The sequence below is a fragment of the Pseudarthrobacter woesei genome (assembly GCF_055412745.1).
Genome location: NZ_JBVAYU010000004.1, coordinates 167,552 through 186,541, shown reverse-complemented (window position 1 = coordinate 186,541; position 18,990 = coordinate 167,552). Strand labels below are relative to the sequence as shown.

General features: G+C 66.6%; 15 protein-coding genes. 1 reads left to right on the top strand and 14 read right to left on the bottom strand.

What is annotated here, in order from left to right:
• Positions 1-45: 45 nt before the first annotated feature.
• Both ACZYZE_RS08280 and ACZYZE_RS08275 read right to left on the bottom strand, forming a co-directional pair.
• Positions 46-2,475 (bottom strand): Tex family protein, encoded by a 2,430-nt coding sequence (locus tag ACZYZE_RS08280; RefSeq protein ID WP_463907372.1) that lies wholly within the window; start codon positions 2,473-2,475, stop codon positions 46-48.
• Between the two features lie 146 nt (positions 2,476-2,621).
• A complete protein-coding gene (locus tag ACZYZE_RS08275; protein ID WP_463907281.1) occupies positions 2,622-3,236 on the bottom strand; it encodes an SOUL family heme-binding protein in 615 nt (204 codons plus the stop codon).
• A 229-nt stretch (positions 3,237-3,465) separates the two neighbouring features.
• On the opposite strand from ACZYZE_RS08275, the gene ACZYZE_RS08270 reads away from it, so the two are divergent.
• Positions 3,466-7,101 (top strand): TM0106 family RecB-like putative nuclease, encoded by a 3,636-nt coding sequence (locus ACZYZE_RS08270; protein WP_463907280.1) that lies wholly within the window; start codon positions 3,466-3,468, stop codon positions 7,099-7,101.
• A gap of 239 nt (positions 7,102-7,340) precedes the next feature.
• On the opposite strand, the gene ACZYZE_RS08265 is transcribed toward ACZYZE_RS08270, so the two are convergent.
• The 12 genes from ACZYZE_RS08265 to ACZYZE_RS08210 all read right to left on the bottom strand — a co-directional run bounded on the left by ACZYZE_RS08265 (position 7,341) and on the right by ACZYZE_RS08210 (position 18,986).
• Positions 7,341-8,153: a triose-phosphate isomerase family protein gene (locus ACZYZE_RS08265; protein ID WP_463907279.1), complete on the bottom strand. Its 813-nt coding sequence runs from the start codon at positions 8,151-8,153 to the stop codon at positions 7,341-7,343.
• A 44-nt stretch (positions 8,154-8,197) separates the two neighbouring features.
• On the bottom strand, positions 8,198-9,547 hold the full coding sequence (locus tag ACZYZE_RS08260) for an MFS transporter (protein WP_463907278.1): 1,350 nt from the start codon (positions 9,545-9,547) through the stop codon (positions 8,198-8,200).
• A 102-nt stretch (positions 9,548-9,649) separates the two neighbouring features.
• The gene (locus ACZYZE_RS08255; protein WP_459318884.1) at positions 9,650-9,775 is read right to left on the bottom strand and encodes a hypothetical protein; all 126 of its coding nucleotides are present in this window, start codon (positions 9,773-9,775) and stop codon (positions 9,650-9,652) included.
• A 12-nt stretch (positions 9,776-9,787) separates the two neighbouring features.
• Positions 9,788-10,555 (bottom strand): SDR family NAD(P)-dependent oxidoreductase, encoded by a 768-nt coding sequence (locus ACZYZE_RS08250; RefSeq protein ID WP_463907277.1) that lies wholly within the window; start codon positions 10,553-10,555, stop codon positions 9,788-9,790.
• Positions 10,556-10,595: 40 nt separating this feature from the next.
• Entirely contained in the window at positions 10,596-11,606 is a 1,011-nt protein-coding gene (locus ACZYZE_RS08245; protein WP_463907276.1) for a 3-hydroxyacyl-CoA dehydrogenase family protein, read from the bottom strand.
• Positions 11,603-12,091: a ribose-5-phosphate isomerase gene (locus ACZYZE_RS08240; protein ID WP_463907275.1), complete on the bottom strand. Its 489-nt coding sequence runs from the start codon at positions 12,089-12,091 to the stop codon at positions 11,603-11,605. Before ACZYZE_RS08240 ends, ACZYZE_RS08245 begins: the two co-directional genes overlap by 4 nt.
• Positions 12,088-13,845 carry a dihydroxyacetone kinase family protein gene (locus tag ACZYZE_RS08235; protein ID WP_463907274.1) on the bottom strand — a complete coding sequence of 586 codons (1,758 nt, stop codon included), beginning with the start codon at positions 13,843-13,845 and terminating at the stop codon, positions 12,088-12,090. The genes ACZYZE_RS08240 and ACZYZE_RS08235 overlap by 4 nt, the downstream gene beginning before the upstream one ends.
• A gap of 60 nt (positions 13,846-13,905) precedes the next feature.
• Positions 13,906-14,910: a sugar phosphate isomerase/epimerase family protein gene (locus tag ACZYZE_RS08230; protein WP_463907273.1), complete on the bottom strand. Its 1,005-nt coding sequence runs from the start codon at positions 14,908-14,910 to the stop codon at positions 13,906-13,908.
• Positions 14,911-15,061: 151 nt separating this feature from the next.
• On the bottom strand, positions 15,062-15,760 hold the full coding sequence (locus ACZYZE_RS08225; protein WP_463907272.1) for a GntR family transcriptional regulator: 699 nt from the start codon (positions 15,758-15,760) through the stop codon (positions 15,062-15,064).
• Between the two features lie 191 nt (positions 15,761-15,951).
• The gene (locus ACZYZE_RS08220) at positions 15,952-17,022 is read right to left on the bottom strand and encodes an alkene reductase (protein ID WP_459318877.1); all 1,071 of its coding nucleotides are present in this window, start codon (positions 17,020-17,022) and stop codon (positions 15,952-15,954) included.
• Positions 17,023-17,104: 82 nt separating this feature from the next.
• Positions 17,105-18,160: a 2,3-butanediol dehydrogenase gene (locus ACZYZE_RS08215; protein WP_459318876.1), complete on the bottom strand. Its 1,056-nt coding sequence runs from the start codon at positions 18,158-18,160 to the stop codon at positions 17,105-17,107.
• Between the two features lie 40 nt (positions 18,161-18,200).
• Positions 18,201-18,986: an acetoin reductase gene (locus ACZYZE_RS08210; protein WP_463907271.1), complete on the bottom strand. Its 786-nt coding sequence runs from the start codon at positions 18,984-18,986 to the stop codon at positions 18,201-18,203.
• Between the last annotated feature and the right edge of the window lie 4 nt (positions 18,987-18,990).

The following is an 18,990-nucleotide window of genomic DNA, read 5'->3' as shown; positions in this document are numbered from 1 at the left end:
CGCGGTGAGCGGTGACATTTCCTTCCGCGGCCTACTTTTCACGACCTACTTTCCGAGTCCGGCCCTCCGGAGCGCCTCGGCCATTGCTGTATCGGCCGGCGCCGGCGCAGGTGTCGACTTCTGCGGTGGCCTGTCGGGTGTCCGCCGCTCAGGTCCCGGTTTCCCGGACGGCGGCTTCGACGGCGCCTGCTGGGACGGTGACTGCGGCGCCGCCTGCCGCGGACGATCCGCCCGCACCGCAGCTCCACCGGAGGCGGTACGCCCACCAGCCGCGCCGCCCCCGGCGGGGGCCGGTTCGTCGTCGAGCCTCAGCGTCAGGGAAATGCGTTTCCGCTCCGGATCCGCCTCCAGCACCTTGACCCGGACCACCTGCCCGGACTTGACCACCTCACGGGGGTCGGAGACGAAGCGGTTGGCCAGCGCGGATACGTGCACCAGCCCGTCCTGGTGCACGCCGACGTCGACGAACGCGCCGAACGCCGCCACATTGGTCACCGTTCCCTCCAAGATCATGCCGGGCCTGAGGTCGGAGATCTTCTCGATGCCCTCGGAGAACGCCGCCGCGGCGAAGGCCGGACGCGGGTCCCGGCCTGGTTTCTCCAGCTCGGAAATGATGTCCTGCACCGTGGGCAGGCCAAAGGAGCCGTCGACAAAGTCCTGCGGGTTGAGCGCCGCGAGGCTTCCGCCCTCCTGGCCAGCCTTCGCGGCGGCCCGGATCTTCCGCGCCACGGGGTACGCCTCCGGGTGCACACTGGAGGCATCCAGCGGCTCCGCTCCCCCGGTGATCCGCAGGAAGCCGGCGCACTGCTCGAACGCCTTGGCGCCGAGCCGCGGGACCTTCTTCAGCTCGCTGCGCTTGTTGAAGGTCCCGTGCTCGTTGCGGTACGCAACGATGTTCTCGCTCAGCAGCGGACCGACGCCGGCCACCCGGCTCAACAAGGCGGGCGAGGCGGTGTTGACGTCCACGCCCACGGCATTCACGCAGTCCTCGACGACGGCATCGAGGCTGCGGTCCAGCTTGGCGGCGGTGACGTCGTGCTGGTACTGCCCGACGCCGATCGATTTTGGCTCGATCTTCACCAGCTCCGCGAGCGGGTCCTGCAAGCGCCGCGCGATCGAGACCGCGCCGCGCAGGGACACGTCCATGCCGGGCAGCTCGGCCGAGGCCAGCGCCGAGGCCGAATACACCGAGGCGCCGGCCTCGGACACCACCACCTTCTGCGGTTTGGCTCCCTGCTTCGCCGTGTCGGAGTCCGCGGAGAGCTGCTTCAGCAGCTCCGCTGCGAGCTTGTCCGTCTCCCGCGACGCGGTGCCGTTGCCGATCGCCACGAGCTCGACGCGGTGCTTCCTGGCCAGGCCCACGAGGGTCCGCAGCGCCTCGTCCCATTTCCGGGCCGGGGCGTGCGGGTAGATGGTGTCCGTGGCGACGACCTTGCCGGTGCCGTCCACCACCGCGACCTTCACGCCGGTGCGCAGTCCCGGGTCCAGGCCCAGGGTGGCGCGGTTGCCGGCCGGGGCCGCCAGCAGCACGTCGCGCAGATTGGCCGCGAACACGCGCACGGCCTCGTCTTCCGCGGCGGCGAACATCCGGCTCCGGAGATCCGCGGTCAGCCGGGCCAGTACCCGCGAGCGCCAGGCCGACTGGGCAGTCTGCAGCAGCCAGGCGTCGGCGGGACGGCCGCGGTCGGCCACCCCGAGGAACCTGGCCACGGCGGCTTCGTAACGGCCGCGGGCGGCGGTGAGGGCGGCGTCGTCGTGCGGTTCCGCCTCGGCGAGGTCCAGCTCCAGCACGCCGTCCTTCTCGCCGCGCAGCAACGCCAGGACGCGGTGCGAGGGCATCCCGGAGGGCTGCTGGGAGAACTCGAAGTAGTCCTTGAACTTCTGGCCCTCGACGTCCCTGCCCTTCTTGACGCGGGACACCATCCTGCCCTGCGTCCACAGCCGCTCCCGCAGCGTCGCGGCCAGGTCGGCGTCCTGCGCCACCCGTTCCACCAGGATGGAGCGGGCACCGGCGAGCGCCGCGGCGGCGTCCCCGATGGAGTGTTCGGCGTTGAGATACTTGGCCGCTTCGCGCTCGGGGTGCAGTTCGGGGCGCGTCAGCAGGGTATCGGCGAGCGGTTCCAGCCCGGCCTCGCGGGCGATCTGCGCTTTGGTGCGACGCTTGGTCTTGAACGGCAGGTAAATGTCTTCCAGCCGCGACTTCGTGTCGGCCCCGACGACGGCGGCCTGCAGTTCCGGGGTCAGCGCACCCTGCGCGGCGATCGCTTCCAGGATGGTCCGACGCCGGTCCTCCAGCTCACGCAGGTACCGCAGCCGCTCCTCCAGCTCCCGAAGCTGGGTGTCATCCAGCGTCCCGGTGGCCTCCTTGCGGTAGCGGGCGATGAAGGGAACGGTGGACCCGGCGTCGAGCAGGTCCACTGCGGCCTTCACCTGCCAGGCCAGCACACCAAGTTCGGCGGCGATCTGGGCGGCAATGCCGGACTCCTGGGTGTGCGGAGACCGGGTCCTCGGGGTCTGGGGCGCCTGGGTCCGTGGGGTCTCGGTCCGCAGGGTCTGCGGGGCCTGGGTGGAGGCTGACGGGGTGGGGCGCTGCGGGAGTTGGGTCACCCTGCCATTTTGCCCTATCCGGGTCCTTGCCCTGTGGCGCCTGGAGCGGGCTGGGGCTCCCCGACATCCTGGATGACTTCGTTGCGGCGGAGAAACCACGGCTTGAATGGCGGATCAAAACGGGCGAACCTCGGGAGTCCGACGGCGGACAGGCCGGCCACTTTCAGCGCTGCCTGCAGTCCCTGATTCCGTTTCTCAAAGGCGCTCTTCGATCCGCCACCGGAGAAGATAAGGGCGGCGGTGAGGGAGCCGGGTACGGTCTGGATCTTGACGTCCGGATTCGTCGGGACCGGGGCCGTCTCCGCTGTCATTCCCGCCGGCAGCACAAAGGCGACCACAAAGTCGGCTGCGTCGTCGCCCTCAGTGAAGGATCCGCGTTGGAGAACCGGGGCGGTCATGGCCAGCTTCTGGGGAGGGCCGAAACCCTGGACCACCGGCGCGGTCATCGCCACCGATTGCCGGGCGGTGTTGTTGCCGCTGATGTAGTTGAAGAGGTGGCGGAAGGCGGCGTTGCCGGCACGGTCAAACGTCGCGTTGACCTGTACCTCGGCCACCACGTGCGTGGGATAGCGGCGCAACTCGAAATGCGGGAAGCGCTGGACCAACTCGAAGGGCTGTTGTTCGGTCATTGTCTTCAGACTCTACGCCGGGCCTCCGACAGGAACCAGCATGCTGCACCCCCAGATTCCCGCCGGATTGTCAGTGGGCTTTGATAGCTTGAAGAACAGACGGCCAGGCTGCGCTGACGGCAAGTGTCCAAAACAGCAGAGTCTCTACAAACAGCAGAGTCTCTAGAGACAGCAGAGCCGCTGAACCAGCAGAGCCACAAATTGGCAGAGCATCAATATCGGGGGCACAGTGTTTTTTCTTGAACCGGTAGCGCCGGAGTCCGCACAGGACCTGGTCTTCTCCGCGAGCGACCTGATAGTGGCAGCCGGTTGCGAGTTCCAGCTCCTTCGGAAGCTCGACGAGAAGCTGGGCCGCTCCCCCAAGGCTGCCTTCGAGGCCGACGAGATGCTTGCGCACGCGGCCAGGCTGGGCGACGTCCACGAACACAGGGTCCTGGACGCCTTCCTCGCGGAGTTCGGGGTGTGGGATGCCGCCGCCGGACACGGCGTGTACGACGTTGTCCCGGCCAAAAGCATGGACCGCGCCACTCTGCTGGCGAAGCATGAGGAGTCCATCGAAGCCTTGCATTCGGGCGCCGACGTCGTGTTCCAGGCGGCCTTTTTTGACGGGCAGTTCCACGGGCGCTCGGACTTCCTGGTGCGGCAGGCCGACGGAAGCTACGCCGTATTCGACACCAAGCTCGCACGCCATGCGAAGGTGACCGCGCTGCTCCAGCTTGCTGCCTACGGGGATCAGCTCCTTAGGGCGGGGATCACCCCGGCTCCGGCTGTGACCCTCGTCCTTGGCGCCACCGTTCCGCTGCCGGGCGGCGGCTTCGACTACGTCCGCAGCCACCACAAGCTCTCGGAGATCCTGCCGGTCTTCGGCGAACGGCGGGACCGCTTCCTTGCCTTGACCGCGGCGCACATGGCGCAGCCCGGCACCGTGCAATGGGGAGCTCCCGGCATCACCGCCTGCGGCCGCTGCGACTATTGCCAGGAAATGGTCAAGGCCACCGACGATGTGCTTCTCGTGGCCCGGATGACCTCCGCGCAGCGCAAGGCCCTCCATCAGCAGGGCATCTTCACCGTGGCCGAACTGGCGCAGGCCGAACTTCCCGCCGCGAACCCTTCGCTGCTGCGGCTACAGTCCCAGGCCCGGATGCAAAGCGGAGCGTGCGGAGCCGACGGGGAAGTCCGCTATATCAAGGACGGCGAGGAACATTCCCTCCGCTTCGCGGTCATCCCGGACAACACGCTGGCCGAGCTCCCACCGTGCAGCGAGGGCGACATCTTTTTCGACTTCGAGGGCGACCCGTTGTGGCAGGAAAGCTCCACCGGGGTCTGGGGACTGGAGTACCTCTTCGGAGTTATCGAGGCGCCTGCCGAACCCGGTGCGGCCGGGGTGTTCAAACCGTTCTGGGCCCACAGCAGGGAAGCGGAGAAACAGGCTTTCCTGGACTTCCTGGCCTACGTGGAGAAACGCCGGCAGGACTACCCGGACATGCACGTCTACCACTATGCCGCGTATGAGAAGACGGCGCTCCGCAAGCTCTCCGTGCTGCACGTTGCCGGCGAGGACACCGTGGACCAGTGGCTGCGCGACGGTCTCCTCGTGGACCTATACCAGACCGTCCGGAACAGCATCCGGATCTCCGAAAATTCCTACAGCATCAAAAAGCTCGAACCGCTCTACATGGGGACAAACCTGCGCTCCGGGGACGTGAAAGACGCCGGGGCGTCCGTCGTCGCCTACGCCCACTTCTGCGATGCGCGCGACGACGGGCGGCCCGACGAGGCCGCGCAGATCCTCGCCGGGATCTCCGACTACAACGAATACGACTGCCTCTCCACGCTGGAGCTCCGAAACTGGCTCCTGGGCCTGGCGCAGGAGCGCGGCAGCAGGCCGGGGGGCCAGGGCGGGCGTCCTGCTTCCAAGTCCCAGGCCGCCGAACCTGTGGCAGACACGGCCCTGACACCGGCGGAACTGGAATTGGCCGAGCTGTGCGGATCCGGCGTCGGCTTGTCCGAGGATGACCGGAAGGCCGTGGCGATGCTGGCGGCGGCGGTGAGTTACCACCGGCGCGAGCGGAAGGCGTTCTGGTGGGCTCACTTTGACCGCTGCGAGAACGGTCCCGATACGCATCATCAGCAAGACCGCAACGTCTTCCTCGTCGAGGACGCGTTGGTGCTGGAGGACTGGTGGAAGGACGGCGCAAAACTTCCGGAGCGCCGGGTAAAGCTGATCGGCACAGTCAGCCCGGGCTCGGACCTGCGGGAGGGCAGCACATGGTTCCGCATGTACGAGCCGCCGCTCCCGGCCGGGCTCGAGGGCACGGGCATCGGGGGGACCGGCCGCAACGGCTGGTTCGGGACCGAGATCCTGGAGCTCGGCCACGAGGACGGAAAGGACACCGTCATCATCCGGGACAAGCTCCGCAAGAACATCGCGGCATACTCCCAGCTGCCCGTCGCGCTGACCGAAGACCAGCCGATCCAGACCAAGAGTCTCGAGGAGGCCCTGGAAACACTCGCCGACCGCGTCGCCGCCGGCTTGCGGACGGCGTTCAGGGTTGGAGGGGACGCGGACGGAAGCGCACGCGGCGACGCGTTCCCGCGCCATCCGGCCATGGATCTTGTCCGCAGGGTGCCGCCGCGGCTTTCAACAGGGCTGCCGTTGCCCACGCCCGGCGGGGGCGCGGACCGCTACATCGACGCCATCGCCGACGCCGTTGGGGCCCTGGAGCGCTCCTACGTCGCCGTCCAGGGTCCGCCGGGAACCGGAAAGACGCACGTGGGTTCCCACGTCATCGCCCGGCTCGTGGCCCGCGGCTGGAAGGTGGGCGTCGTCGGCCAGTCCCACGCCGTCGTCGAAAACCTGCTGAAGACCGCCGTAACCAAGGCCGGTGTGGACCCTGCCGTCGTTGCCAAAGACGTGAAACACGGGGAGGCGCTCCCGTGGGATCAACGGACCGGCCAGGATGTCGTCCGGCTGCTCGGCTCTCCCGGCGGCGCCCTCATCGGCGGCACGGCGTGGACCATGACCGGGGCCAACGTTCCTGCTGGGTCGCTGGACCTGCTGGTGATCGACGAGGCCGGCCAGTTCTCCTTGGCCAACACCCTGGCGGTGGCGCAGGCCAGCAGCCGCCTGCTGCTGCTCGGTGATCCCCAGCAGCTGCCGCAGGTCAGTCAGGGCTCGCATCCCGAGCCCGTGAATGAGTCGGCCCTTGGCTGGCTTTCCGCCGGCCATGCGACTCTGCCGCCGGAACTCGGGTACTTTCTGGCCGACTCCTGGCGGATGACCTCCGAGTTGTGCCGTGCCGTGTCCGAGCTCTCCTACGAAGGGCAGCTGCGCTCGGCGCCGGCCGCGGGGCTCCGGCGGCTGGATGGTGCTCCTGCCGGAATTGAAACCGTGATGGTCAAACACACGGGCAACATCACGTCCTCGCCCGAAGAAGCCGCGGAAGTCGTCCGGCAAGTGCGGCGTCATCTGGGGCTGCAATGGCACAGCGAACAGCCGGCGCGGCCGCTCGAGGCCGCGGACATCCTCGTGGTGGCCGCCTACAACGCCCAGGTCAACGTGATCCGCGAGGCCCTGGCCGCAGCGGGTTTGGTTGACGTCCGGGTTGGGACCGTGGACAAGTTCCAGGGCCAGGAAGCCGCGGTGGTAGTTGTGTCCATGGCCTGTTCTGCAGTGGCGGAGGCTCCGCGTGGGATGGAGTTCCTGCTCTCACGCAACCGGATCAACGTCGCGGTCTCCCGCGGGCAGTGGCGCGCCGTCGTAGTCCGCGCGCCCGAACTGACCAACTATCTCCCCACGCACCCCGAGGGCCTGGAGCAACTGGGCGGTTTCATCGGCCTGTGCCGGCGGTCCGTGGGTTCCTGAGCATCGCTGGCCGGCCCGCGGGACATGCCCATTCTTCGCTTCCCCGCCCGCGGGACATGCCCATTCTTCGCTTCCCCGCCCACGGGACATGCCCATTCTTCGCTTCCCCGCCCGCGGGACATGCCCATTCTTCGACACGAACAGCGGGCACAATGGCAATCTGCCCACTGTTCGTGGCCGCGGCTGGACATGTCCCCCCGTGACGGTCTTCGCGGCTGGACATGCCCCCGGTGAGTGCCCTAGGCGGTTGCGGAGTACCTCGCCGGGAAGCCCTCGGCAAGCAGGAGCGCCTCATCCAGTACCCGGCCGAAGTTCGCCGGGTCGTGCGCAAAGCGGCCCAGGAACAGGCCGGAGACGCCGTCGAGCGTCGGCAGTAGGCCCGGCTTGGCCGAGCCGCCGTAGATGACCGGAAGGCTCTTGAGCCCGGATGCGGTGAGGCTCCCCCGGAGGTGCCGGACGACGTCGGACACGTACACAGCGTCGGCGGGCTCCGCGGCACCGATAGCCCAGACCGGTTCGTAGGCTATGACGAGCCGGCCGGCCAGCTCCCAATCGCCGTCCACGGCCGCCTCGATCTGGCGGTAGACAAAGTCGGCAGCGTCCGCGGCCGGGCCGCGGTCGGGCTCCCCCACACACAGCAGCGGTGTCAGCGCGGCGGCGTCCGCGGCGCGGATCTTGCGCGCAATCATGGCATCGTCTTCGCCGAAGTGCCGCCGGCGCTCGGCATGCCCGATTTCCACCAGGCTGACGCCAAGTTCCGCCAGCATCGACGGCGCCACTTCCCCGGTCCAGGAGCCCTCCGCCCAGCCGCAGTTCTGCGCACCAAGAACCAGCGGTGAGCCCGCCAGCAGCGCGGCCGCCGCCGGCAGGACCGGAAACGAGGGGATGACAAACGGGACAACCCGCCCGGCCGCGAGGGCCGGACGGGTTTCCACTTCGTGGCGCAGCAGCTCCAGCCAGTCCAGACTGTCCCGGTAGCCCAGGTACATCTTGGTGCTTGCTCCCACCAGGAACGTGGCGTGGGCGGTCTGGCGGTGGTGACTGTGCTGCATTGCTGGTGCTTTCTGCTGAATGAGCGGATGCGATGAAAAGCTGCTTACTGCTCCAACAGTTCGTCGGCCTTGTTTTTGAACTTCTTGGTGTAGAATATCATCGCCGCGGCGAGGAACGGGAGCACCCCCAGGGCGTAGACGCCCATGGTTCCGGTGTCCGACGCCGTCATCTGGTTGACCGAGGTCCGCAGGATCGGCGCCACGAAGCCGCCCAGGTTGCCGAGCGAGTTGATCAGGCCTATGCCCGCGGCTGCAGCGGTGCCGGTGAGGAACGCCGTCGGGTAGGACCAGGCGATGGGGCCGATGGAGAGGAAGCTGCAGACGGCCAGGGTGATGAAGATGATGCCCAGGGCCGGAATGTGGTTCGCTCCGGCCCAGGCGGAGCCGAAAATGCAGAGGCCGGTGGAGATGAACAGGCCGGTGCCCCAGACCCGGCGGCGGATCACGGTGTTGGCGGCCCTGCCGATGAAGTAACAGGCGAAGATGCCGAAGAACCACGGGATGGCTGCCATCATGCCCACCGCGAAGCCGACCTTTTGGCCGGTCAGTTGGGCCACCTGCTGCGGCAGGTAGAACGTCACTCCGTAAACGGCGATCTGGAGGCAGAAGTAGATGATGGTGAAGTACCAGACCTTGCCGTTCTTCATGGCCGCGAGCACGCCGCGCGGGCCGGATTCTTCCTTGAGGGTGTCCTCCAGCGCCATGACGTCCAGGAGTGCCTTCTTTTCATCCTTGGTCAGGAACTTCGCGTCCTGCGGGCTGTTGATCAGGAAGAAGAACGCGGCAATACCGGCGACAACCGCCAGCATGCCTTCGACGAAGAACATGACCTGCCAGCCCTGGACACCGGGCACCTGGTCACCGATGTTGATCAGCCAGCCTGACAGGGGTGCGCCCATCATCTGGGAGAACGGCTGCGCGAGGTAGAAGATGGCAAACATCTTGACGCGCACCTTGTTGGGGAACCACGCGGCGAGGAACATGATGACGCCCGGGAACAGGCCGGCCTCGGTGACGCCGAGCAGGAAGCGCAGGATGATGAACGACGTCTCGCCCTGGACGAACGCGAAGCAGGCGGAGACGATGCCCCAGGTGATTGCGATACGGGCCAGCCACACCTTCGCCCCGAATTTGGTCAGGAGCAGGTTGCTGGGGATTTCGAACAGGGCGTAGCCGATGAAGAAGATCCCGGCGCCCAGTGCGTAGGCGCCGGCGGTGATGCCCTTGTCCACGCCCAGCGCGGCTTCGGCGAAGCCCACATTGGTGCGGTCCAGGAAGGCAACCACATAGAGGATGACCAGCATGGGCATGAGCCGGCGGGATGCCTTGGAGATGGCCGATTTCAGAACCGGCGTCTCCAGGAGGTCCCTGGTGGACGTTGTTGCTACGGACATCAAAACTCCTCGTTGAGTAGATCAGGTGAGTGAATCAGGTGCGTGAATCAGGTGGGTGGACAGCGGGCCGATCCGGTGGGTGGAACAGCGCAGCACAGTTCTCTAGCGGGAAAAGGCGATGATCATCACGCCGGCCAGGCAGGCCAGGATTCCGACGGCGAGGTAGATTTTCCGTCCCCTGCGCCAGGCTGCGAATCCGGTGGCGGCGGTCTTGTTGGGTTGTGCCATGATGCTTCTTCCCTAGTGCATGTAAAGTCCGCCATCCACATTCAGCGTCTGGCCGGAGATGTAGCCGGCGTCCTCGCTGATGAGGAAGGCGATGGCGGCCGCGATGTCCCGGGTGGATCCCACGCGGTTGACGACGAGGTCTTTGGTGAGGTCGTCCTTGCGTTCCTGGCTCAGCGTGCCGCCCATGATGTCGGTGTCGATGGGGCCCGGTGAGATCGCGTTTACGGTGATGTCGTATTCGCCGAGTTCGCGGGCTGTGGAGCGGGTCAGCCCGATCACGCCCGCCTTCGCCACCGAGTACGGCGTCTTGGAGTAGGTGCCGCCGCCGCGCTGGGCTGAGACGGAGGAGATGTTGACGATCCGGCCGATCCGGTTCTTGACCATGGACTCGGCGGCCCGGCGGGTGGCGTAGTGGACACCGTTGAGGTTGATGCTGAGCACCCGGTCCCATTCCGCCGCGTCGAGTTCCAGGTACGGAACCGGCGAGCTGACGCCGGCGACGTTGGCGAGGGCGACGATCTGCGGCAGTTCGGCCTCGATCGCGTCGATGGCGGCGCGGACGGACGCTTCGTCGGCGATGTTGGCCCCGGCGCCGTGGGCCTTGACGCCGTGCTCCGCTGCCAGTTCCTTGGCCGCGGCCTTGCACAGGGCGTCGTCGAGGTCGATGATGCCGACATTCCAGCCCTGCGCGGCCAGGTAGTTGGCGGTGGCGCGGCCGATGCCGCGTTCCGAGACGGCGCCGGTGACGATTGCCGTGCGTTCTGCGGGGAAAATGCTCATGGGATTGCTCCTGTAGGTGTGACGGTGAAAGAAGGGATGATCAGTTGATGGGGGCGGGGCCGAGCTCGTCGATGAGCTGCTGCATGGCCACATACGCCTTGTTCCGGTACGCGATCAGCTCGGGGGTGCGCTCTGCCGGGACGTTGAGGAAGCCTGCCCCGGTCTTGGTGCCCAGCCTTCCGGCATCGACCAGGTCGCTGAGGATCTTCGGCGTCGCAAACCGCTCCGGAAATTCGGTCTGGAGCGACTTGTAGCAGAAGTTGTAGACGTCGAGCCCCGCCATATCGGCAATGGCGAACGGTCCGAAGAACGGCAGCCGGAAACCGAACGTGGTGCGGACCAGGGTGTCGATGTCCTCCGCCGTCGCGATCTCCTGCTCCACCAGCTGGGCGGCCTCGTGGAACAGCGCGTACTGGAGCCGGTTGAGCACAAAACCGGTGACGTCCTTGACGACCGCAGTCTGCTTGCCGGCGGCGTGGACGAGTTCCCGGACTGCGCCGACAGTGGCGGCCGAGGTACCGGCGTGGGGGATGATCTCCACGCCGGGGATGAAGGGGGACGGGTTGGAGAAGTGCACGCCGAGGAACCGCCCGGGGTTGGTGACGGGCCCGGACAGTTCCGCGATGGAAATGGTGGAGGTATTGGACCCGATGATGGCGTCCGGGCGGGCGGCGGCGCTGATGCGGGCCAGCGTCTGGTGCTTGATGGCGATGACTTCGGGCACGGCCTCTTCGATGAAGTCGGCGTCGGCCACGGCCTCCTCAATGTCCTTGGCCGCCCAGAGGTTCTGCTTCAGGATGGCGGTGGAGCCTTCCGGGAACAGCCCGGCGGCAACGAACTCGTCGGATTCGGCCAGCAGCCGTTCGTAGTTCTTCTGCGCCACTTGGGCGGACACATCGGCCAGGGCAACCCGTGCCCCGCCGAGCGCCAGGACCTGGGCAATCCCGCCGCCCATGTAGCCGGACCCGACGACGGCGATCCTGCGGGCGGCGTTGATGGCGGCCGCGGCCTCGGTTGGGCGTGCAGCCTCGCTGCTTGCGTTGTCGGTCATGGTCTGACTGCCTTCGTGTATTCGGGCTCGTATGAGCCGATGGCGTCCACCTTGGCGGCGGAGGATGAGTTTTCGTCGAAGCGGTGGCCGAGCCATTCGACGACGAGTTTCTTGGCGAGTTCCAGGCCAATGACGCGCTGCCCGAGCGTGAGCACCTGGGCGTTGTTGCTGAGGACCGAGCGTTCCACGGAGTAGCTGTCGTGGGCGGTGACGGCGCGGATGCCGGGGACCTTGTTGGCCGCGATGGCTACGCCAAGGCCTGTGCCGCAGATCAGCAGGGCCCGGTCCGCGTCGCCGTCGGCCACCTTCCGGGCGGCCTCAACGGCCACGTGGGGGTAAGCCGTGAAGTCGTTCGCGCCGACCCCGACGTCCCGAACCGAGGCCACGCGAGGATCCGCCTCGAGCAGCGCCTTGAGTGCGTTCTTGTATTCGACGCCGGCTTCGTCGTTACCGATGACGACGCGCCAGCCTGTTGTTGTACTCATGCTTGTGCTCCTTGCTTGGCCAGTGCGGGGTTAGCGGACCGGGAATCAATGTGGGCGGAAATCCTTGCTGCGATCAGCGCGAAGGACACCGCACCGGGATCGGCGTGTCCCAGGCTCTTTTCGGCGAGCGGCCGGGCACGGCCCTTAAGCGGACGCATGCCCGCTGTCCCGTCGGCCGCGGTCCGGGCGGCGGCCGAAGCCACGGCGAGCGAGTCCGCCACCGAAGCGCCGCCGCCGAACGCGGCAAGGAAGGCGTCCCGAAAAGGCAGCAGGGCATCCACCATGGTCTTGTCCCCCGGATCGGCCTTGCCCAGTTCTGTGATGGCGTCAACGAAGGCGGTGACCGCGGCGGCTGCATCCCCGCCGCCGTAGCTGTCACGGTTCCCCAGTGCCAGTCCGGCGGCAATGACGGCGGAGCCCCACAGCGCTCCGGAGGTGCCGCCTGCGCGTTCGCTCCAGGCCTCCCCCGCGGCGGTGAGGACCCGGGCAGCCGAAGCGCCGCCGTCGTTCGCGGCTTCTTGCTCGGCCGCGGCGACCGCTGCTTCCACGCCGCGGCGCATGCCGATGCCGTGGTCGCCGTCGCCGGCAATCGCGTCCAGCCGGCCCAGTTCGACTTCATGGTCGACCACGACGTCCCGCACCTGGCCGAGCATCTCGGCTGCCAGCCGTCCGAGGTCCGCGGCGGCGGCGGTGGGGTGTTCGACGTCGGTCGCGACTTCGGCATCGGCAGCGGCCGGCCGGCGCGGGGCGCGCCGCACCACATTGCCCTTGCGGAAGGCCGGGGCGTCTGCCGGAGCCGCCCAGAACTGCTCAAGTTCGTCGTCGAGCCAGAACAGGGTCAGGGAGAGTCCGGACATGTCCAGGCTCGTGACCAGCTCGCCGCATTCCGGTTCCACCACGGTGAGGCCGGCCGCGAGGAGGAGTTTCTCGACCTTGCCGAAGAGCAGGAACAGTTCGTCGTACTTGACCGTGCCGAGCCCGTTGACAATCGCCACAACGCGGCTGCCGGCGTCGTGCGGCTTGTCTGCCATCAGTTTGGTGACGAGCAGTTCGGCGAGTTCCGAGGCGGTGGGCATCGGGTGTTCGGAGATTCCCGGTTCGCCGTGGATGCCCAGGCCCAGGGACATCTGGCCTGCGGGGACGTGGAAGAGAGGTTCGGTGGCGCCGGGGAGGGTGCAGCCATCGAAGGCCACGCCGAGCGAACGGGTGCGGTAGTTGGTCCGGATGGCCAGCCGTTCGACGTCGTCCAGGCTCAGCCCGGCCTCGGCGGCGGCGCCGGCGATCTTGAAGACGGTCAGGTCGCCGGCAATCCCCCGCCGTTTGTCGATCTGGTCAAGGGGGGCGCTGGCGATGTCGTCGGTGACGAGGACGGTGCGGGTCTCGATGCCTTCCGCGTTCAGGCGCAGCTGGGCCTGGCCGAAGTGGAGGACGTCGCCGGCGTAGTTTCCGTAGCTCAGGAGCACGCCGCCCCCGGCGTTGGCGGCCTTGGCCACCCGGTAGACCTGCCCGGCAGCGGGGGATGCGAACATGTTGCCGCAGGCCGACGCTGTGGCCAGCCCGGGCCCGACCAGTCCGGCGAAGGCAGGGTAGTGGCCGGAGCCGCCGCCGATGACAAGGGCCACCTGCCCGGCGGGGACCTCGGTGGAACGGACGACGCCGCCGTTCACGCGGGCAACGTACCCGCGGTTGGCTGCCACGAAGCCGTCCAACGCCTCGTCCGCAAAGTCAGCGGGGTTGTCGAAGATCTGGGTCATGGTTCCTCATTGAATCCGTGTTGGAGAAGTCGTGCCGGACTGAATCAGACGCCGGCGGGCTCAGACGCTGGCGAGTTCCGCCGTCGCCGGCTGCTGCCGGCCCTGGGCCACCTGGCTCTGGCCGAGGGTGTAGCCGGCCGTCTTCGGCAGGATCCGGCGGCGGAGGTAGTCCTGGTTGCTGGCCGTGACGCTGAGTCCGTCGCCGCCGTAGTGCTCGGTGCAGAGGATGCCCTGGAAGCCGACCGACAGGGCAATTCGGAAGGCCTCGCGGTAGTTGATCAGGCCGCTTTCCATTGGTGCGGGCATGGCGACGAAGCTGTCCCGGGCCATGTCCTCATCCCTGATGTAGTTCTTCATGTGCCAGTAGTTGGAATATGGGAGGGTCTTGGCCACCATCTCGCGCCAGTCCTCGATCGGGCGGTGCAGCCGGATCAGGTTGCCGAGGTCGGGGTTGAGGCCAACGTTGTCCAGCCCGATGTCCTGGACCAGCTGGACGGAAGAATCCGCGGTGCCCAGGTAGGTGTCTTCATACATTTCGAGTGAGAGGAGGATCCCGGCCTCCGCTGCGTGCCGGCCGAGTTCGCGGAGCCGGGTGACGGCCTTGCCCCAAGTCTCCTTGTCACCCACCGGGTCTTTGTGTCCTTCGACGGTCCAGAACCAGAGCTGTTTGCGCTGCTCGGACGTGAGCGCCTGGTGCAGTCCGAAGGAGACCACTTCGCAGCCGAGTTCGGCGGCCGCGTCGATGGTCCGGTGGCTGTAGGCCAGGTTGGCCTCCCAGTTCCTTGTCTCGATGACGCTGCGGCGGATGGCCGAGATGACCGGGATGCCGATGCCGACGTCGTGCGCAGTTTGCTTGAACTCGGCCAGCCGCGGAGAGCTTAGGTCGCCGGGACGGACCCAGCTGTCCGTGAGGTCCGCGTTGGCGAAGCCGGCATCCTTGACCTCCTGCAGCACCTCGGCCCAGGCAGGCGCGGCGGCATCGGTCATCTGTTGCCCGTTGGCATCGACGCCCGGGAACTGAAGTAGCGCGGCGGTGATGGGCCAATTCTCGGCTGTGTAGGCCATGGGGGTTACTCCTTCAATGAATCCTGTTTCCTATAGGATTTACTATCGAGAGGATGTTGTCAAGATCACATCCGGGATTGCTGGCGACAATCAAAGATCCTATAGGGAGGACCGGATGGTGTGAAGGGGGGTCATGCGGGATATGCGGAATTCAGCCTTCCGGGGCGTCGGCGATGGCGCGGCCACGCACCTTGCGCACGTGATCGGCCATGGCAAGTGCCGCTTTCTCTGGATCGCCCGAGGCAAAGGCATCCAGGACGGACTGGTGCTCGGCGATCGCATGCTCGGCGTCGGTGATGCCCACTCCCCCGAAGAGGCGGAAGCGCTGAACCTGTCCGCCAAGGGCAGCATATGCGGCGACCATGAACTGGTTTCCGGTCTGTTCCGCAATCAGCCGGTGGAACCTCTCATCGGCCTCAAGATAGTCGCGGTACTCCGCGAATGAGGGTCCCCTCGGCGCCTTCTTCAGGTCAGCAACTGCCTGCGCCAACTCGGCGAGGTGTTCGGGCGTCAGCCGTCCGCACGCGAGGCGGGCATTGACTGGCTCAATGGCCAGGCGCGCCTCCATTAGCTCAGCGAAGTCATCCCTGGTGAAGACCGGTGCGACCCGGTAGCCCTTGAGTGCCACGCGGCGGACCATACCGGTGTGTTCGAGCCGGGCAAGCGCTTCGCGCACCGGCGTGGGCGAAACATCGAGCTCCCTGGCGGTTCCGTCGATGCTCACCACGGCCCCGGGTTCGAGCCGCCCGTCCATGAGCGACGCCAGGAGTTCCTCATAGACATGGTCGGCGAGGACCTGGCGGCTTATGGGACGGCCTACGGGGCGGCTGCCGGGAGAAGCTAGATGCATGTTCAGATCCTATAGGACTGCTCGCGGCGGGAGCCCTCCGGACCAGCGTCCGCGGGACATGCCCAATCCTGAATCCAGCGTCCGCGGGACATGCCCATTCTTAACCGCGAACAGTGAGCAGGATGGCCTTCTGCTCACTGTTCGCGGTTGCGGCTGGACATGTCCAGCCGCGGGGGTGGTGCCGGCCAGACCTAGTTCTGGTAAGCCGGGTAGTCGGTGTAGCCCTTGGCGCCCTCAGAGTAGAACGTCGACGGGTCCGGATCGTTGACCGGGAGTCCCTCGCGCCAGCGGCGCACGAGGTCGGGGTTGGCGATGGCGGGGCGTCCGACGACGACGGCGTCAGCGTGGCCGTCCGCGACCAGCGCCGTGGCCTCTTCGCGCGTCGTGATGACACCGAAGCCGGTGTTCAGCAGGAACGTACCGTTGAAGCGGGCCCGCAGGTCTTGGACCGTGTCGCTCGTGGGTTCCTTGTGCAGGACGCTCAGGTAGGCGAGCTTCAGGGGAGCCAAGGCATCCACCAGACGGCCGTACGTCTCGTGGATGTCTGCAGCGTCCAGCTCGATGGCTCCCTGGACGTTGTGCTCCGGGGAGATGCGGATGCCGACACGGTCTGCGCCGATAGCGTCCACCACTGCCTGGGTCACCTCAATGACGAAGCGTGCACGGTTTTCCGGTGAGCCGCCGTAGATGTCGTCACGCTGGTTTGCGGACGGGGCAAGGAATTCGTGCAGCAGGTAGCCGTTGGCGGAGTGCAGCTCGACGCCGTCGAACCCTGCGCCGATAGCGTTGCGGGAGGCCGTGACGAACTCCTGGACGATGCCCGGCAGCTCAGTGGTCAACAGGGCGTGCGGAACCGGGAATGACTTCTTGCCCTCGTAGGTGCGGGTCTCGCCGTCGATCGCGATGGCGCTCGGTGCGACAACCTCAAAGCCACCGTTCGTGTCTTTATGCGTGACGCGGCCGGCGTGCATGACCTGGGCGAAAATCCTCCCGCCCTCGGAGTGCACGGCGGAGGTAACGTTGGCCCAGCCCTTGAGCTGTTCCTCGGTTACCAGGCCGGGCTGGCCGGGGAATCCCTGGCCAGCGCGGCTGGGGTACGTGCCCTCGCTGACGATCAGTCCCAGCGAGGCGCGTTGGCGGTAGTGCTCGGCAACGAGGGGTCCGGGGACGCCTTCCTTGCCGGAGCGGACGCGGGTGAGCGGCGCCATCACGAGTCGGTTGGGCAGTTCCAGCTCGCCGAGTGTCATCGGGGAAAACAGCATGCGCAGTTCCTTTCACCATGGATTGGGTTCACTGGCGGCAACTGCACGGCGCCTGCAACTATTCCAGATGAGACTCGGATCACTAGGGGTGGACGATGATCTTCACTGCGGTGTCGTTGTGGTTGATGAGCGTGTCAAAACCCTTATCCACGAGATCATCCAGGGCGATTCTTCCCGTGATGAAGGGTTTCAGATCGACCTTTCCCTCCTGGACGAGTTTGATTGCGGCCGCATGATCGCCGCAGTAGGCGATGGTGCCGCGCAGGTCGATTTCCTTCAGGACCACTTTTTGCATGTCGACGGTGGCCGGATGTCCCCAAATGGAAACATTGACTACGACGCCGGCCGGCTTCACGACGTCCAGCATCGTGTCCAGCACGGCATTCACACCGGCACATTCAAAGGCGGCATCTGCCCCAGCCCCCGCAGTCAGTTCCAGCACGCGCGCCTTGACGTCATCGGAGCTAGGGTCCAGAACATGATCAGCGACTCCTGAGGAAACCGCTTTGTCTTTCCGGGCGGCTGACAGTTCGGTGACGATCGTGGTGACACCCAGGCCCTTGAGGACTGCCGCGGTCAGCAGGCCGATAGGACCCGCACCGCCCACGACGGCGACGTCGCCAGCCTTGACGTCGCTCCGGCCGACGGCGTGATAGGCCACCGCGAGGGGCTCGATGAGGGCGGCTTCGTCCAGCGGGATGTCGCCGACGGGGTGGACCCAGCGGGCGTCGACCACGATCTTCTCGCTCAGGCCGCCGCCGCCGCCCGCCAAGCCGATGAAGCCTAGCTTGGTGCACAGGTTGTAGTGACCGCTGAGGCAGGGACCGCACTCATTGCAGACCAGGTATGGCTCCACCACGACGCTGTCTCCGATGGCGAGCCCGGTAACGCCCTCGCCCACTTCCTCGACGGTGCCGGAGAACTCATGTCCCAGGGTGACCGGGGCGGCCTCGTGTGAAAGCCCGTGGGGGTGGCCGGGCGGCGGGGTGAAAATGGGTCCTTCCAGGAATTCATGGAGGTCCGTGCCGCAGATGCCGCACCAGGCCACGGCGATCTTTACCGCTCCCGGACGCAGCTCCGGCTCAGGGATGTCTTCGATCCGGAGGTCATTGCGGGCATGGAATCGTGCTGCTTTCATGTTCTCTTCCGCCTTCGTATTGATGTCTGATTCGTGCGGCTCAGCTATACAGGATGCCGCCGTCAACGAGCAGCGTTTGTCCGGTGACATAGTCCGAATCCGGGCCGGCAAAGAAGGAGACTACCTTCGCGACGTCGTCGGGCGTCTCGATGCGGCCCAGGGCGATGGCTTTGACGTTCTCACTCAGGTTCTGACCGGCCGGTTTACCGTTGATCTTACTCAGTTCCCGGTCGATCAACTCCCACATTCCCGTTCCTACAATGCCCGGCGCATACGCATTTACGGTGATGCCCTTCGGCGCCAGCTCCTGCGCCGCGGCCTGGGTGATGCCCCGGACCGCGAACTTGGATGCCGAGTACGCTCCGAGAATCGGAAAGCCCTTCACCGCGGCAATCGAAGCGGCTGAGATGATCCTGCCGGCGTGTTGAAGTTCATCGAACTTTGCAGCAGCCGCCTGGATGCCCCAGATCACGGAGTTTAGATTAATCCGGAAGACTTGCTCCAGATCCGCCTCCGTGATCTCCAGCACCGGCCGGACCTGGGCGATGCCCGCGTTGTTGACGATCACGTCAAAGCCGCCGAGCTGCTGTGAGGCCGTCTCGACTGCGCCCACAACATCTGCCCGCCGCCCGACGTCGGCGGCGATGAATACCGCCCGGCCCCCGATGGCTTCAATTTCGGAAACAACGGCCTCGCCCTTCTCCTGCTGAGAATCAAGATCCGCCACGGCAACGTGGAATCCGTCCCGGGCCAATCTCAGCGCAATACCCCGGCCGATCCCTTGGCCGGCGCCGGTGACAAGGGCTACTTTGTTTCGAACAGTCATGTTG

Coding starts and splice junctions, on each gene's coding strand:
- ACZYZE_RS08275 (WP_463907281.1), bottom strand. CDS start 3,236: ATGACCGAACAACAGCCCTTCGAGTTGGTCCAGCGCTTCCCGCATTTC.
- ACZYZE_RS08265 (WP_463907279.1), bottom strand. CDS start 8,153: ATGCAGCACAGTCACCACCGCCAGACCGCCCACGCCACGTTCCTGGTG.
- ACZYZE_RS08260 (WP_463907278.1), bottom strand. CDS start 9,547: ATGTCCGTAGCAACAACGTCCACCAGGGACCTCCTGGAGACGCCGGTT.
- ACZYZE_RS08255 (WP_459318884.1), bottom strand. CDS start 9,775: ATGGCACAACCCAACAAGACCGCCGCCACCGGATTCGCAGCCTGGCGC.
- ACZYZE_RS08250 (WP_463907277.1), bottom strand. CDS start 10,555: ATGAGCATTTTCCCCGCAGAACGCACGGCAATCGTCACCGGCGCCGTC.
- ACZYZE_RS08245 (WP_463907276.1), bottom strand. CDS start 11,606: ATGACCGACAACGCAAGCAGCGAGGCTGCACGCCCAACCGAGGCCGCG.
- ACZYZE_RS08240 (WP_463907275.1), bottom strand. CDS start 12,091: ATGAGTACAACAACAGGCTGGCGCGTCGTCATCGGTAACGACGAAGCC.
- ACZYZE_RS08235 (WP_463907274.1), bottom strand. CDS start 13,845: ATGACCCAGATCTTCGACAACCCCGCTGACTTTGCGGACGAGGCGTTG.
- ACZYZE_RS08230 (WP_463907273.1), bottom strand. CDS start 14,910: ATGGCCTACACAGCCGAGAATTGGCCCATCACCGCCGCGCTACTTCAG.
- ACZYZE_RS08225 (WP_463907272.1), bottom strand. CDS start 15,760: ATGCATCTAGCTTCTCCCGGCAGCCGCCCCGTAGGCCGTCCCATAAGC.
- ACZYZE_RS08220 (WP_459318877.1), bottom strand. CDS start 17,022: ATGCTGTTTTCCCCGATGACACTCGGCGAGCTGGAACTGCCCAACCGA.
- ACZYZE_RS08215 (WP_459318876.1), bottom strand. CDS start 18,160: ATGAAAGCAGCACGATTCCATGCCCGCAATGACCTCCGGATCGAAGAC.
- ACZYZE_RS08210 (WP_463907271.1), bottom strand. CDS start 18,986: ATGACTGTTCGAAACAAAGTAGCCCTTGTCACCGGCGCCGGCCAAGGG.